At 60.5% G+C, this 16036-nt stretch carries 10 protein-coding genes and 1 rRNA gene; 2 read left to right on the top strand and 9 right to left on the bottom strand.

Annotated elements, in window-relative coordinates; translation table 11 throughout:
* The first annotated feature begins 151 nt into the window (after window positions 1-151).
* Window positions 152-496, top strand: a complete 345-nt coding sequence (locus CAF73_RS07825) for a cupin domain-containing protein (protein WP_039592382.1) — start codon at window positions 152-154, stop codon at window positions 494-496.
* Window positions 497-565: 69 nt separating this feature from the next.
* Here CAF73_RS07825 and mmsB read toward each other — a convergent pair whose 3' ends face one another.
* Window positions 566-1453: a 3-hydroxyisobutyrate dehydrogenase gene (gene mmsB / locus CAF73_RS07820; RefSeq protein WP_085702396.1), complete on the bottom strand. Its 888-nt coding sequence runs from the start codon at window positions 1451-1453 to the stop codon at window positions 566-568.
* Window positions 1454-1462: 9 nt separating this feature from the next.
* Window positions 1463-2989 (bottom strand): CoA-acylating methylmalonate-semialdehyde dehydrogenase, encoded by a 1527-nt coding sequence (locus CAF73_RS07815; RefSeq protein WP_085702395.1) that lies wholly within the window; start codon window positions 2987-2989, stop codon window positions 1463-1465.
* 149 nt (window positions 2990-3138) lie between these two features.
* Here CAF73_RS07815 and CAF73_RS07810 point away from each other — a divergent pair, with 149 nt between their 5' ends.
* Entirely contained in the window at window positions 3139-4086 is a 948-nt protein-coding gene (locus tag CAF73_RS07810) for a LysR family transcriptional regulator (RefSeq protein ID WP_085702394.1), read from the top strand.
* On the opposite strand, the gene CAF73_RS07805 is transcribed toward CAF73_RS07810, so the two are convergent.
* The 7 genes from CAF73_RS07805 to rrf all read right to left on the bottom strand — a co-directional run.
* Entirely contained in the window at window positions 4083-4529 is a 447-nt protein-coding gene (locus CAF73_RS07805) for an OmpA family protein (protein WP_371807405.1), read from the bottom strand. The two genes, CAF73_RS07810 and CAF73_RS07805, sit on opposite strands and share 4 nt — an antisense overlap.
* Before the next feature lie 52 nt (window positions 4530-4581).
* Window positions 4582-5850, bottom strand: a complete 1269-nt coding sequence (locus tag CAF73_RS07800; RefSeq protein ID WP_085701333.1) for a diguanylate cyclase domain-containing protein — start codon at window positions 5848-5850, stop codon at window positions 4582-4584.
* Window positions 5847-6422, bottom strand: a complete 576-nt coding sequence (locus CAF73_RS07795; RefSeq protein ID WP_085701332.1) for a YfiR family protein — start codon at window positions 6420-6422, stop codon at window positions 5847-5849. Before CAF73_RS07795 ends, CAF73_RS07800 begins: the two co-directional genes overlap by 4 nt.
* 118 nt (window positions 6423-6540) lie before the next feature.
* Window positions 6541-8649 (bottom strand): exodeoxyribonuclease V subunit alpha, encoded by a 2109-nt coding sequence (gene recD / locus CAF73_RS07790; protein ID WP_085702393.1) that lies wholly within the window; start codon window positions 8647-8649, stop codon window positions 6541-6543.
* Window positions 8646-12335, bottom strand: a complete 3690-nt coding sequence (gene recB, locus CAF73_RS07785) for an exodeoxyribonuclease V subunit beta (protein ID WP_085702392.1) — start codon at window positions 12333-12335, stop codon at window positions 8646-8648. The genes recD and recB overlap by 4 nt, the downstream gene beginning before the upstream one ends.
* Window positions 12332-15784 carry an exodeoxyribonuclease V subunit gamma gene (recC, locus tag CAF73_RS07780; protein ID WP_085702391.1) on the bottom strand — a complete coding sequence of 1151 codons (3453 nt, stop codon included), beginning with the start codon at window positions 15782-15784 and terminating at the stop codon, window positions 12332-12334. Before recC ends, recB begins: the two co-directional genes overlap by 4 nt.
* Before the next feature lie 154 nt (window positions 15785-15938).
* Window positions 15939-16036 (bottom strand): 5S ribosomal RNA (rrf, locus tag CAF73_RS07775); the annotation flags it as partial.

Genomic DNA, 16036 nt, shown 5'->3' with positions numbered 1-16036 from the left:
TTGATTAATGTTCCAAGGGTTATTGATTAACCGTTCAGTGCAAATCGTTGTTGCGTTTATGAGCAACTGAATGTCGAGCCCAGACAATTGGCAAAGTACCCGGCGCTATAGGGTGCAGATTCCGTACAAAGGCCCATTCTGGAACTCACCAATGACCGCACCTATCACCGTTTTGCGCGACACCCACCCGCTGCCCGTACTCGACGCCTGCAAATGGGAAAAGCTCGAAGGCGACCCGCACACCGTCAACCTCAACGCCTACACCAGCGAAGACGGCAGCAAGATCATGGGCACCTGGATCTGCACGCCGGGCAAGTGGCGGGTCGATTACGTGAAGTGGGAGTACTGCCATTTCCAGGAAGGCTACTGCGTGATTACCCCGGACGGCATGGAGCCAATCCACCTGCGCGCCGGCGACATCTTCGTGGTCGAGCCGGGCATGAAAGGCACTTGGGAAGTGGTCGAGACCGTGCGCAAATATTTCGTGTTCGCCTGATACAAAAAGGCCGGGAAACCACCCGACGTGATTTCCCGGCAACACCTACTGCATTGGATCTGACGACGATTACTGCGGCTTGCGATAGCTGTTGATGATCGCCGAGAAGTCCTTGCCCCCTTCCCCGCGCTGACTCATCGCCTGATACAACTGCTGCGCCACCGCGCCCAGCATGACTGGCTGATGGGCCTGACGTGCCGCCTCGGTGGCCAGCCCCAGATCCTTGAGCATCAGCTCGGCGCCGAAGCCACCGGTATAGCCGCGCGAGGCCGGCGCCGTTTCGACGATGCCCGGCCACGGGTTGTACATTTCCGAACTCCAGCAACGACCGGTCGAGCTGTTGATGATTCCGGCGAGCACCGTGGTGTCGATCCCCAGCGCATCGCCCAGCGCCATCGCTTCGCTGACGCCGACCATCGAAATGGCGAGCAACAGGTTGTTGCAGATCTTGGCGATCTGGCCGGTACCGACTTCACCGCAATGCACGATGTTGCGGCCCATCTGCGCCAGCACCGGTTGCAGGGTGGCGAACAGTTCAGCAGTGGCGCCGACCATGAAGGTCAGCGTCCCCGCCGTGGCGCCGCCGGTACCACCGGACACCGGTGCATCGGCCATGGCCACGCCTTGTTTGGCAGCCGCGGCCGCCACATCGCGCGCAGTCTGCGGATCGATGGTGCTGCAATCCACTGCCGGCACGCCTTTGCCGATACCCGCGAGAACACCGTCTTCACCAAGCCAGACGCTACGGACATGCACCGCAGCGGGCAGCATGGTGATCACCAGTTCTGCATCTTCAGCAGCTTCGCGAGCCGAAGCGCGAATGGTGCCGCCCAGTTGCTCGAGTTCCGCCAGCACGGTCTTGTTCAGGTCCACCAGATTCAGCGAATGCCCGGCCTTGATCAGGTTGCGCGCCATCGGCGCGCCCATGTTGCCCAAACCGATAAATGCGATTTTCATGGCCATTCCTCAGCGCAGGTTGATGGTGGTGTTCACGCCGTCGTTGACGCTGTCGTCATCGAACCAGCGCGCCGTAACCGTTTTGGTCTGGGTGTAGAACTGCACCACTTGCTTGCCGTACGGGCCGAGGTCGCCGAGTTTCGAACCGCGTGAACCGGTGAAGCTGAAGAACGGTACCGGCACCGGAATCGGGATGTTGATGCCGACCTGGCCGACGTCGATTTCAGTCTGGAATTTACGCGCCGCCGCGCCGCTCTGGGTGAACAGGCCGGTGCCGTTGCCGAACGGGTTGGCGTTGACCAGCGCAATGGCCTGATCGAGGGTGTCGACTTCCAGCACCACCAGCACCGGGCCGAAGATTTCCTGGGTGTAGATCTGCATGTCGGTGGTCACCCCGGAGAACAGGGTCGGGCCGACGAAGTTGCCGTTCTCGTAGCCCGGCACGCTGATGTCGCGACCGTCCAGCTCGAGTTTGGCGCCTTCTTTGATACCGCTTTCGATCAGATCGAGAATCCGCGCCTTGGCCTTTTTCGAAATGACCGGACCGACATCGGTGCCCGGCTCGCTGCCGGCGTTGACCTTGAGTTTCTGCGCCAGCGCTTTCAGATCCGGCAGCCACTGTTTGGCCGCCCCCACCAGCACCACCACCGAGGTGGCCATGCAACGCTGACCGGCCGCACCGAAACCGGCGCCGACCAGTGCATTGAGCGCTTGCTCGCGATTGGCATCCGGCAGCACCACCGCGTGGTTCTTCGCGCCCATCATCGATTGCACGCGCTTGCCATGTTTACCGGCCAGGTCATAAACGTGGGTGCCGACGGCGGTCGAACCGACGAACGAAACGGCCTTGATGTCTTTGTGGGTGCACAGGCCATCGACCACATCCTTGCCACCGTGCACGACGTTCAGAACACCGGCCGGAATGCCGGCTTCGATCGCCAGCTCCACCAGCAGCATGGTCGACAGCGGATCCTGTTCGGATGGCTTGAGTACAAAGGTATTGCCGCAGGCGATGGCCATCGGGAACATCCACAGCGGAATCATCGCCGGGAAGTTGAACGGCGTGATCCCGGCGCAGACGCCGATCGGCTGGCGCAGGGTGTAGGTGTCGACGCCGCCGGCGACGTTCTCGGCGAACTCGCCCATTTGCAGGCTGCCGATGGAGCAGGCGTGTTCGACCACTTCCAGCCCCCGGAAAATGTCGCCTTCGGCGTCGGCAATGGTCTTGCCCTGCTCGGCGCTCAGCACCACGGCGATGCGTTTGGAGTGCTCGCGGATCAACGCTTGCAGCTTGAGCATGATGCGCATGCGCGCACCGATCGGGGTCAGCTTCCAGGTCTGGAAGGCGCGCTGGGCGGCGCTGACGGCGGCGTCGACTTCAGCGGCGGTGGCGAACGGAACCCTGGCCAGAACCTGCTGGGTCGCCGGGTTGACGATGTCGTGCCACTCGGTGGTCTGCGACTCTACCCACTCGCCGTCGATCAACAGCTTGACCTTCTGGATCGTGGTTTCGTTGGGCGTAAGCGATGCGTTCATGCTGGTCTCCGGAAATTGTTTTTATCTTGGGAGCCAAGGCGAAAGATCCGCCTTGAGATGAGGCGTGTGTCACGAATTGGTTGTCGGACTGTTTTTGGAGTATAGATGTGCAAACTTCTAATAAGAACGCACATATAAGCCCGTCCATCATGCAAAAAAACATCACCTCTCTAGGCTCGCTGAACTGGGACGACCTCAAGTTTTTCCTCGAAGTCGCCCGTACCCGCAAGGCCAGCACGGCAGCCAAACGCCTGGCGGTGGACTACACCACCGTGTCGCGGCGGATCAATTCGCTGGAAGCGGCGCTCGGCACTTTGCTGTTCGAAAAGTCGCGCACCAGCGGTTTCGTGCTGACTGCCGAAGGCCAGCGTCTGTTGAGTTATGCCGAGTCGATTGAAAGCACGCTGCACATGGCCTGCGAGCAGGTGTCCGGCTCCGGCGTCGCGCTGTCCGGGCATGTGCGGATGGGCTGCACGGAAGGATTCGGCAGCTTCTTCATCACCCCGCAACTGAGCCACTTTGTCGACGCTTACCCGGCAATCTCCGTGGACATCCTGCCGCTGCCGCACTTCATCAGCCTGTCCAAGCGCGAGGCCGACATTGTCATCGCCCTCGAACGCCCGGAACACGGACCGTACGTGTGCTGCAAACTCTGCGACTACCGCTTGCAGCTCTACGCGACCCAGGATTACCTGGACAAACACCCACCGATCCGCCGCCCCGCCGATCTGGGCAAGCATCAATTCATCAGTTACGTGGATGACCTGGCGTTCAGCTCGGAGCTGCTGTATCTGGCGAACGTGTTGCCCGGCGCCAACGCCCATTTGCGCAGCACCAGCGTGATCGCGCAATTCGTGGCGGCGCAGCAAGGAAGGTCGCTGGCGATTCTGCCGTGCTTCCTCGCGGCTCAGGATCCGCGTCTGCTGCCGGTGTTGCCGGAGGAAATCGACATCACCCGGCAGTTCTGGATGTACTGCCGGGAGGATCTGCGAAAGCTCAAGCGGATTACCCTGTTGTGGGATTACATCCGCGAGGTGACCGAGCGCAATCAGGGTCTGTTGATGGGTGAGACACGTGAAATGCAGTTCGCCGATTAATCGGCGCTGACCACGATCGACACCCGGCGGTTTTCGGTGCGGCCGGCTGCAGTGTCGTTGGAAGCGACCGGTTCGCGGCTGCCGAGGCCTTGCAGCTGGATGTTCTCTTCCTTCATGCCGACCGAGGTCAGCACTTTGCCGACGCTTTTCGCGCGACGCAGTGACAGTTGCTGGTTATAAGTTTCCTTGCCCGAAGCGTCGGTGTGACCATCGACCCGCACCCGTTCGATACCGACACCCAGCAGCGCCTTGCCGATACGCTCGACGATTTCGGTACTTTGCTGGTTCAGGCTTTCGACATCGCTGCCAAACAACACTTTGCCCGACAGGCCGAACTCCCAGCCGTCATCGGTCAACTCGAAGCCTTGTTGCTTGAGGACAGCGACCTGAGCCGGCGTCAGGCCTTTTTGTGGGGCGGTCTGGCAACCGGTCAAGGCCAGCATGGCCGTCAGCAACAGGGTGGAAAACAGTCGAATGGAAAGTGAGAACACGGCATCAGCTCCTGGTTTGAACGGGATCGACCGGGTGCTCCGACCCGGCCGTGAATTGGGCGCCGCGCGACAAGCGCTTGGCTTGATACATCGCGGCATCTGCCGCATCGAGCAAGGTGCCGGGCGTGGCGCCATGATCGGGGTAAACGGCGATGCCGATACTGAGCGACGTCACGACACTGCTGTCGCCCGGAAGCGCAATCGGGGTGTCCATGCTGGCGAGGATCTTGTCGGCAATGCGCTCGGCGTCTTCGGTCTTGTGCAAGGGCGTCAGCAGGACTGCAAACTCATCACCGCCCAGACGCGCGACAAGATCTTCCTCACGCAGCTGCGCCCGCACCCGATTGGCCACCGCCACCAGCACTGCGTCGCCGGCGGCATGACCGAAGCTGTCGTTGATGTTCTTGAATCGGTCGCTGTCGAGAAACAGCACCGCCACGCGCTCGTTCAGTTTGTGAGCGTTGCGTAGCGCACGGATCAGGCGGCCTTCGAAAAAGGCCCGGTTCGGCAATCCGGTGAGGCTGTCGTGGCTGGCCTGGTGGGCGAGGGTTTCGTTCTCGCTTTGCAGGTGGGTTTGCCAGTCTTCGAGCTCATCGAGCAAGGCATTGAAGTCATTGCCGAGGTTATCCAGTTCGGCAATCTTCGCCCGAGGTACGCGTCGGTCCAGCGCCCGCTCACTTCGGGCGGCATGCGCCACTGCCGCCAGGCTGTGCAACGGGCCGATGATCCTGCGCAACTGCAGTCGCGCCAGAAAGAGCGCGACCCAGGCACTGATCGCCGTGCAGAGAATGATCCCCGCCAGCCCGCTCAACAGAAAGCGCATCAGGCTGCCGCCGTGGCCGATCAACAAGATGCGACCGATCTCTCGATCCTGGTGCAGGATCGGCAGGCTAATGGGTTTTTCCAGAATGGCCCGCGCGACCTGCATCTCCAATTCGGAAAACAGGCCGTTCTCCGGACGCTGCCAGCGCGCGATCAATTGACCCTGAGTGTCCAGCACCTGGGCATCGGCCACTTCTTCGGTCGAGGCGATCAATGCCAGCGCTTCGGTCGCGGCGGCCTTGTCGTTGAACACCACGGCGGCTTCCACCGTGTAACTGATCGAGCGGGCGATCAAATGCAGGTTGTGATCGGCGTAGACCCGCAGTGCCAGCACCCCAAGCAGCGTCAGCGACACACTGGCCATTGCCACGGCAACCAGCGCCACAATCAGGTTGCCACGGCCGATGACCGAGCCCAGGGTCGGACGCTCTGTGGATTTGTCGCGTCTCATGGCACCGCCGGTTTGCGGCGCGACAACTGCAGCACGCTGGGATGGATGCGCACGCCACTGCGGGCGACGGAGTCGAGATTGACCTCGAACGACACTTGTTCATCGCCGACCCGCAGGCAGAACAGGCTGCCGACCGTGCACTGATCACCGCCTTCGCTGATGCTCAGCACCGGATGGCCGATCAGAGACGCGAACAGCCGGCTGCGTTCGTCGGTCGTGAGTTTGCCGATGTAGACCGCGTCGCACTCGCTGACGAGGGCCGGGTTGTCGGCCAACAGTCGACGCACGATGACCGGACGCCCCGTGGCCTGAGTCGTGCCCTTGACCAAGTCGTCGGTGTACTCGGTCGGGCCGACGATGCACAGACGCAACTGCGCCGGCTCTACCGGCCAGCGCGCATAACTGAGGATGCCGAGGACAACCTGGGTGACGGATTTGGCCCGCTGTTCGGCCATGCCCACCGGGGTCTGAGTCTGGGCAGCGGCCACACCCGTGAACCAAAAGAGCACACCGGCAAGCAATGCCCACTTGCAGCCAACTACGCGCTCTGTCGCCCAGACAGCCACCTTCATGCAAGGATTCTCTTGGATCGTTACGAAATGATGCCGCAACGATAGCACAGCGTTGGAACGCCAGCGATACAGCGCCCCTGACCGGCCGGTCAAAGATCGGCAGTAATCGAAAGCCCCTTCATCCTCGAGGCGTAGTCCCTTCTTCCAGTTCCAGCATCAGCCCGCTCAAACGCTTCACCTTACGTTGTACTGCCTCCTCGAATACGCCACTGCGGGGTTCAATCAAGGTGAACCAGTCCTTGGCCCGGGTAATTCCGGTGTAGATCAGTTCCTTGGTCAACACGGGATTCAGGGCGTCCGGCAGTATCAGCGCGGTATGGGCGAACTCCGAGCCCTGAGACTTGTGCACAGTCATCGCAAAGACGGTCTCGACATCGTTGAGCCGGCTCGGCAGCACGAAGCGAACACCGCCGCGCCCGTCATTACGCGGGAACGCCACTCGCAACACGGACTTACCGGCATCCGGTCCATCGCGCTCGGGCAATTTCAGGGCGATGCCGATATCACCGTTCATCAGCCCCAGACCGTAGTCGTTTCGAGTCATCAGCACCGGCCGACCTTCGTACCATTGCTGGTCGCTCTCGATCAGCCGCGCCTTGAGCAACGCGTCAGTGATGCGCTGGTTCAGCCCCTCGACACCCCACGGCCCTTTGCGCACTGCGCACAACAACTGGAAGGTATCGAAGGCCTGCAGGACGTCACGCGCCCAATCGACCCAGCCTGGATGCTCAAGCGGCGTACCACTCGCAGGGCGTCGATCGCGCAAAACGCTCAGATAGTGTCGATAACCGTGGGGGCCTTCGCCGTGACCATCGAGTACCAGGTGCTCGAGTTTCCGGTCGTGTTCGTTTTGAAGCGGCAACGAAAACACATCGCCATGAGCATTGGCTTCCAGCAACTGCCGAGCCTCAATCGGAAGTTGCTGATTCACCCGTCGCGCCAGCTGGCCGATGCCGCTGCCCTCGCCGAAACGCCGCGAGTGACGCAGCATCACCACCTGCTGGGCCAGCGGGTGCGAACCGTCAGAGCCTTCGTGCAAGCCGCTTTCCTGCAGGGATTCGCCGCTTACACTTTCCAACCACTGGAGGGTCTGCGGACTGTACCAACCCGCTTCGGCATCGCGACACAAATCCCCCAGCACTGCACCAGCCTCCACCGAGGCCAGTTGATCCTTGTCGCCCAACAACACCAACCGGGCATGAGGCGGCAAGGCATCGAGCAGGTTGGCCATCATTTCCAGGTCGATCATCGACGCTTCATCGACCACCAGCACGTCCAGGGGCAGACGGTTAGCGGCATGATGGCGAAAATGCCGAGTGCCGGGACGGCTGCCCAGCAGGCGGTGCACCGTGGTCACCTCGGTCGGGATTTTTTCCCGGACGCTGTCAGCGACCTTCAGCGATTGCACCTGCTGACTGATGGACTCGGTCAACCGCGCCGCGGCTTTCCCGGTAGGCGCCGCGAGCCGAATTCGCAATGGTTGACGCGCCTCGACCGCAGGTGCCTGGAGCAGCGCCAGTAGACGGACCACCGTTGTCGTTTTGCCGGTGCCCGGACCGCCGGTGATGATGCTGAAGGCACTTCGGGTGGCCAGGGCGCAGGCGAGTTTCTGCCAGTCGATGACATCTGCGCGCTGGGCCGGATCGAACAGTGTGTCCAGCCGGCGTGCGAGATCGGGTGGTGTCGCTTCCTGCTCCGCGAGGCGCTGACGCAATGCGTTGTCGATACGCCGCTCGTAGGCCCAATAGCGCCGCAAGTACAAGCGTTTGCCGGACAACACCAGCGGGCGCTCCCGAGCCGACGCGCCTTCGTCGGCGCCCAGCGCCACCAGAGAACTGCCCGCCAGCACCTTGCACCAGTGCGCTCCGTCGAGGGTATCCAGCAGTTGCGATGGCAGCAGCAACACGCCGAGTTGTGCATCACCCTCCGGCGGCAGGGACAGAGCAAAATCCGGCGCCTTGAGGGTTTCGAACAGATCCAGGCAGACATGACCATGGCCGAGCTGGTGACTGGTCAATGCGGCGGCGAGCAATACCAGCGGATCGATATCGGGTGCCAACTCATGAAGAAAGGCCACGAAGGCTTTGTCCAGTGCCCGCAACCAGCCACGCTCGACCCATTGGGTCAGCAACAGCAGTAGATCATCGGCACGCGTCAGGGGCGTCAGTTGCGCGAGTTTTTCGGCGGTCAGTGGCGTTGGCAGCAGGTCGGTGAATGTCCGGCTCATAGCAGTACTCCCTGTTCCCACGCGGGCTCGGCCTTGGGTTGCGGTTTGCCCTGGAACATGAAGTCCAGGCGCTCGATCAGCTCCCGTGGTGGTCGCGCGAAGTAGACGCCACCGCCAGGGGCGCGCGTCCCGCGCAGGAACAGATACAACGCGCCGCCGATATGCCGGTCGTAGTCGTAGTCGACAAGCCGCGCCTTGAGCTGACGATGCAGAGCCAACAGATACAGCACGTATTGCAGGTCGTACCGGTTGTCGAGAATCGACTGTTCCATGGCGCGTTCGGTATACGCAGCGTCATCGACACCCAGCCAGTTGGATTTGTAATCGGCCACGTAGTAACGACCTTCATGCTCGAACGTCAGGTCGATAAAGCCTTTGAACATGCCATTGAGCTGCACCGCCTCCGCACCGACCCGGGCAACACCGTTGTGGGTGAACTGTCGCACCTGCTCGTCAAGCTTGAGCACGTCGACTTTGTGGCTGGCGAACCAGAATTCCATCTCGACCCGATATTGCTTCAATTGCTCGAGCACCACTGGCGGTTGGTCGAGGCCCACAGGCAGTGGCAGTTTGAGCAAGTGTTGCAACCAGTCACCGAGGGTGGTGATCCAGCCTTCCCAGCCCCGCCGATTGCAACGCCTGGCAATCGCGTCGTCCAGCGACTCGCGAGTCACCGCGAACCCTTCCTCCCCCGCCCACTCCAGCAAACCGTGAAGAAACGTTCCAGGATTCGGTCCACGGGGGAAACGGTGAATGTCAGCCCCGCCGGCGATGATCTCGCGTGGAGCTTCGGGATCGAGGCGTTCGTCGTCAAACAGCTTTTGCGCTTGCGGACTGTCGGGAGCTTCATCGTTGCCGACGCTCAGCACATCACTGATGCGCAAGGCGCTGTACGAAGCGATCCACCAGTTCTCGCTGGCCTTGCGAGCCGGTAAAAGGGTGGCACGTAGCGTGGCCTCGTTACGCGGGGGCTGATACTCCTCGCCGGTAGCCTCCGGCATTTCAACAACGCTCAGCGCCGGACAATCCTGTTGAAGATCGCTCAGCCAACGAGCCAATCCGCTGGACTCATTCAACATTGCGCCGCCACCCAACAGATAGCCCAGCGCAGAAAGGTGCAACACCGAACTGCTGTGATTGCCGCGTTTGAGATCCGTCACTCCGAGCCAGCACGCATGTTGTGCGCGGGTCAGCGCGACGTAGAGCAACCGAAGGTCCTCTGCCAGGCGCTCGTTGTCCGCCAGGGCGATCAGTTCGGCGTCGGGTTTCAGACTGATGCGGGCCTCGCCGGACTCATCGTGATAATGCAGCGGCAACCGACTGCCATCCACAGGTTTGGCCGAACAGATGAAAGGCAGAAACACCAACGGGTATTCAAGCCCCTTGGACTTGTGAATGGTCACGACCTTGACCAGTTGTTCGTCGCTCTCAAGACGCAGGATCTGTTCTTCGCCTGCCTGGCCGGACAGCGCCAGATGCTCGGCCAGATGACGGATCAGTGCCTGCTCGCCATCGAGCTCCGACGCAGCCTGTTGCAACAACTCCGACAGGTGCAAAAGGTTGGTCAGCACCCGCTCGCCATCACTGCGGGCGATGAGCATCTGCGGTAATTGAAAGTCGTGCAGCAGGCGCCGCAGCATCGGCAGCACCCCTTGCTTGCGCCAGAGCTCACGATAACCACGGAACTGCATGACCCGGGTTTCCCAGGCCAGTTCGTCCTGATTAAGACGCTCCAGCTCAGCCAGTGGCAGATTCAGGGTGATGCACGCCAGCGCGGCTTTCAGGGAGCGTTCGACATCCGGCTCGGCGCATGCCTTGAGCCATGACAGCAGATCATGGGCTTCCTGAGCGGCAAACACCGAGTCCTTGTCCGACAGATAAACGCTGCGGACTCCGCGCGCTGCAAGTTCACCGCGTATCGCCTGCGCCTCTTTACCATCGCGCACCAGGATCGCTATGTCCGCTGGTCGCAGCCCGCGCCAATCCTTGCCCTCCTGCACAAACCCGGTGCGACCGGTTTGGCCGCCATTGAGCAGGGTCGTGATCTCACTGGCGCAGGCTGCCGCCAACTGCTGGCGATAGACCGCCCCGGACAGTGGCTTGTCCGTGGATAAATGCCAGATGTTCAGCGCCGGTACGTCCTGCCCGGATACTTGCAAATGTTCTTTACGCCCCTGAGCCTGCACAGGCTGGAACGGCACCGGGTTAACGCCGTTTTTCTCTCGGAACAGAAATGCTCCGCGCCCTTGCTCACGGGACTCCGCACGTTCGAACACATGGTTGACCGCACTGACCATCCCGTGACTGGAACGGAAATTGGTGCCCAGTGTATGCAGGCGCCCGGTTGTGGCCTGCCGGGCTCGCAGATAGGTGTAGATGTCCGCGCCACGGAAGGCATAGATCGCCTGCTTCGGATCGCCGATCAGGAATAGCCCGGTCTCGGGGTTATCCTCTTCAATGCGATAAATACTTTCGAAGATCCGGTACTGCACCGGGTCCGTGTCCTGGAACTCATCGATCAGGGCGACCGGGAACTGCTCGCGGATGAGCGTGGCGAGACGTTCCCCACCGTCGGACTGCAAGGCCGCATCCAGACGCAACAGCATGTCGTCGAAACCCATTTCGGCCCGACGGCGCTTCTCGTCTTCAAAGCGGGCACCGACCCATTTGGCAGCATGCTGCAGCACAGCCGCATCGGGCGTCGGCAAATTGTCCAGGCTCGACTTGAGCACCGGCATTGCATCCAGGCCCGGGTGACTCGGCGGCTCGCCTTTCCAGGCTTCAGCCATGCCATCCGGCGTGAGCCGGGCGAACCCGGTACCGATATCCAGTTGTTCGAGCGCCTCGTCCTCGGCCCAGGCCTTGAGCTTTTCGAACCAGGGCTCGAAATAGCGGGCCTGCATCTTGCGCCCGTCCACGGTTTTGTTGGCGACGCCCTGATGGCAGATGGCGAGTAGCTCATCGGCCCACTGCCGCCATGGTCCCTTCAACTCAACCAATGCCGCACGGCGTTCCTGCAGGCATTCTTCGATCAGTTCGGATGGTGTCTTGTCTGAATCCCCTTCGCGCTCGGTGCCAAACAGCCCACGCACACGCGGCAACAAGGCCGCCGGGCCTGCCCAATGACTGCGAACCCAGTTCAAGGCATCGCCCTGCATCGGATAGCAGAACAGCCGCCAGTAATCGCGCAAGACTTCGCCGAGCAGGTCGCTGTGATCGGTTTCCAGGGTCTGGGTAAACAGACTGCCGCTGTCGAATGCATGCTCGCGCAGCATTCGCTGACACCAGCTGTGGATCGTCGAAACAGCGGCTTCGTCCATCCATTGCGCGGCGATATCCAGGCGATTGGCGCAACCGGGCCATTGTTGCGGATCGAACTGTGCACGCAATTCATCGATCAGCGCATCAGGGGGAGGCGTCTCGTCACGGAAGAAACGGGCGGCCTCGGCCAGACGTGTACGTATACGTTCGCGCAGTTCTTTGGTCGCCGCGTCGGTGAAGGTCACCACGAGAATCTGCGGGGGTAACAGCTCACGACCGAAACCACTCCCCTCGCCTCCGTGGCCGAGGATCAATCGCAGATATAAAGCCGAAATGGTGAACGTCTTGCCAGTGCCCGCACTGGCCTCAATCAGTTGACTGCCCCTTAACGGGAATGCCAGCGCGAGAGGCTGTTGGTTGCTCATGCGCCTGCCTCCTCATGAGTCCATGAGCGCCACGGCGCCTCAAGCAAAGGGCGATACAGTGCATCACACCAACCGGAGAAGGTTTCATCCGCCTGCAGTGCATCGAAGTCGGCGAATTGTCGGGTCAGAGCCGGACTTTCGCGACGTTCGCCTTCGTTGGTCTGACCATCACCCTCATAGGCTTTGCGGGCAGCCGCTTCAGCCTTGACCGGATCTGTCTGCCCCAGCCATGCGAAAGCTGTTTTCACCGCGACCGGCAGTGGCTGGCGCATGCCCGTCTGCCAAGCGAGGAGCAGATCCTCAAGAATTCGTCCCGCTCGAGTCTGTTCCAGAGGTTCCAGAAGGAGCGTGTCATCGCTGGCTACCATTGCGGTCGTCAGGGAAAGGCCACTGGCACACGCGACAAGATGGCTGACCCAGGGCTTGATCAGTCGATGCCATTTGCGGTTCTTGATCGAGCCAATGCTGTTGGGGATTGTTGTGACCGAGAGTACGCCGCCATCGGCGCGTCGGTGCAAACCTCCCAGCCATCCTTCAAGGCGCAGTTCCTGCCATTCAAAATTGATCGGTAGCGCGTTGGTCAGGGGTGTTGGCCATAATGCCAACAGTTGTTGATAGCGTTGCAACAAGTCAGGCAAAGGCTCGATCAGCTCTCGCTGAAGGCATTCACCGAATCCGGCCATGGGCAACAGTCCGCTGTTTTGGAGGCGTCGGGCCTGAGACTCGAGCGCCTGATCTACGTTGTCCGGGAGCCTCATGGCTGCCCCGAGCAAGCTGTCGCTGAGCATGTATCGCTGCAATGCATCCAGCACAAAAGGCTCCTCGTCAGCCTGAGGTACCTGCGCCGCTTCGAAGTAAACCTTGAGTCGCTGAGTGAAAAAATGTCGGACCGGATTGCGCAGAAAGTCCTGCAGCAGTTCCAGACTCAACGGTTCTTCCTGGGTATGGGGCGCAAGCATTGTAGCTACGTCGTTCTGTTCGTGAGGTTGATGCAGCACCTGCCACTCGCTGGCGTAGCTGAACAGCTTGTCTTCCTCATGGAAGTAGCGCGAACTGAATGGCTGCAATGGATGCTCTTGAGTCATGGCAATCAGAAGATCCTCATTGTCATCAGCCGATCGCCATCCATTGGCGAGATGATCGCGCAACTGGCCGATCAACACTGAGGCTGGCCGCTCACTGTTGTCGCGAATGCTTCGGCCCACCCAACTGATGTAGAGCTGATGACGGGCGGACAAGAGCGCTTCGAGCAGAAGATAGCGATCATCCTCCCGACGGGAACGATCCCCCGGCCGGTAGTCGCTGCCCATAAGATCGAAGTCCAGCGGCGGTTGAGCGCGTGGATAATCGCCGTCGTTCATACCCAACAGGCAAACCAGCTTGAACGGGATCGCGCGCATTGGCATCAGCGTACAAAAGTTCACAGCTCCGGCCAGGAAGCGCTGCGACAGACGCCCCTGATCCAGCCCCGCCAGCCAGGCCTCACGGACGACGGTCAGTGGCAGCTCCTCCAGCAGACCGACGGCCTCGCAGGTTTCCAGCCAGGTTTCACGCAACTCCTCGAGCTGAGCCAACAGGTAGTCGTCATGCTCATCTTCGGGCTTGAAAAACAGCTGCATCAACGCCTGAAGCCGATGTCCCCACTCCTGTGGTTGCGCGGGTTTCATCAGTTGCTGATGCGAGAGTTCCAGTGCATCCAGCAACGCCACCAACGGACCGATCAATGCAGCATCGAGACCACCGATCTCATCGTAAGGCTCGATATCTCCACAGGCACCGGAACTGCCAACGGCATAACCGAGCAGCATCCGACGCAAGCCGAAGCGCCAACTGTTTTGCTCCAGTTGGTCGGGCAATCCCAGTCCGGCACGTTGTCCGGCATCGATGCCCCAACGTACGCCGGCCCCTTCAATCCACCGATGCAGGGTCGGCAAGTCTCGCTCCTGCACACCAAACCTGGCGCGTAACGCAGGAACGTCGAGCAAGTCGAGGATCTCACTGACGGGAAAACGGCTGTCCGGCAGTTTGAGCAGATGTTCGACAGCGATCAGCAATGGATCCCGCCCTCGCTGCCCCTGATCGGCCATGGTGAAAGGAATGAAACGTGGGTCCTGACGGTCGAGCTGCCCGAATACGGCTCGGATATGCGGCGCATAACTATCGATGTCAGGCACCATCACGATTACATCGCGAGGGCGTAATTGGGGGTTGGCATTGAAACGGGCCAGGAGCTGGTCGTGAAGAATTTCCACTTCGCGCTGGGCGCTATGGGCAATGTGAAAGCGGATCGAGTTGTCTTGAGTCAGATCGACTGCCGGCCAAAGTGCTCGAGTCTCGCTGAGCGGCCGCAGTTCCAGAATGTCGTCCTGTAATTGGTTGAGCATGTTGTTCGGCTGGGTTTCGCTGAACAGATCGATGCGTCCGTTGCGAAATGCTGCACGATAGCTGTCAGGCTCGTCGTAGCTGTCGAGAAGGCTGATGTAATCACGACCTTGCTTGCCCCACGCTGCGAGTAGCGGGTGAGCATGTTGGTGGAGCGTTTCCGAATCCAGCACTACAGGCATGCCGTTTTTTCGAGCCTGCCGCTTGTACTGGTGACGCAAGAGATCCTTGTCGGCAACGATATCGGCCCAGTGATAACGACAGGGGTTATGGACGCACAACAAAACCTGGCTGAAACGGGATAGCCCGGCCAATGCCTCCAGTACCTGAGCAGGCAGCGACGAAATTCCGAATACGATGACCCGCTGGGGAAGACCGACAGGTGCGTGCTCAAGACTGTTGATGCGCTCCATGAATCGCTGGTGCACGCCCGCCCGACTTTGGGCCATGCCTTGCTCGCCTACGTCGTCCAGCAGGGCACGCCACAACTCTGCCTGCCAGCAACTGGACGGTGAGAGTGGTTTCGCTTCACCTCTTACATTGCGGAGTTGATGATGCCCCTCTGCCCAGTCCTCAAGCCAATCTGCGCGGTAAACCTGGTATTGGTCGAAGAGGTCTGCCAGACGTTCGGACAACTGGTAGCGCTTGCGCAGATCGGTGTCATGGGTGAGGAAGCGTTGCAGCGGTTCGAAATGTTGACGGTTGATAACCTGTGGCAACAGGCGCATCAGACGCCAGGTCAGCGGCGCCTTGTCGAGCAACGACTTCGCTGGAATTTCCTCTCGCCCCAGAACCATCCGGTACAGCTGCCACATGAAACTGCCCGGCAATTGCACTTCGATAGCGGCGGCGATACCACAGCCGCCTGAATCGTCTTCTTCAGGATCCTCAGCCAGTGCCAACTTGAGCCATTGAGCGATGCCGTTGCTCTGCACGAGCGCGATTTCGTTCTCCAGGGGGGCCAATGGATAGCGCCGCATGATGCTGATCACAAGGCTGCGCAGTTCATCCAGGCTGTTGCTCTGAACGACCATGAATGCAGCGTTGAGGGACTGAGTGTCCGGCATGAAGGCTTCCTTGGAAAAGTACTAAAGCTAGGGCTGAACCTTAGCATTGTCGGCCGGCGAGGACAGCCGCAGGACGGCTGAGAATGCTGTAAGAACTTTCCTGCGGGCAAAACAAAACCCCAACTGCTTTCGCAATTGGGGTTTCGGAATTTAATCTTGACGATGACCTACTCTCACATGGGGAAACCCCACACTACCATCGGCGATGCATCGTTTCACTTCTGAGTTCGGGATGGGATCAGGTGGTTCCAA

This window comes from Pseudomonas sp. B15(2017), from assembly GCF_002113215.1.
Lineage (GTDB): Bacteria > Pseudomonadota > Gammaproteobacteria > Pseudomonadales > Pseudomonadaceae > Aquipseudomonas.
Note: the sequence above shows the minus strand (reverse complement) of the source record. Positions and strands in the feature narration are given on the sequence as shown.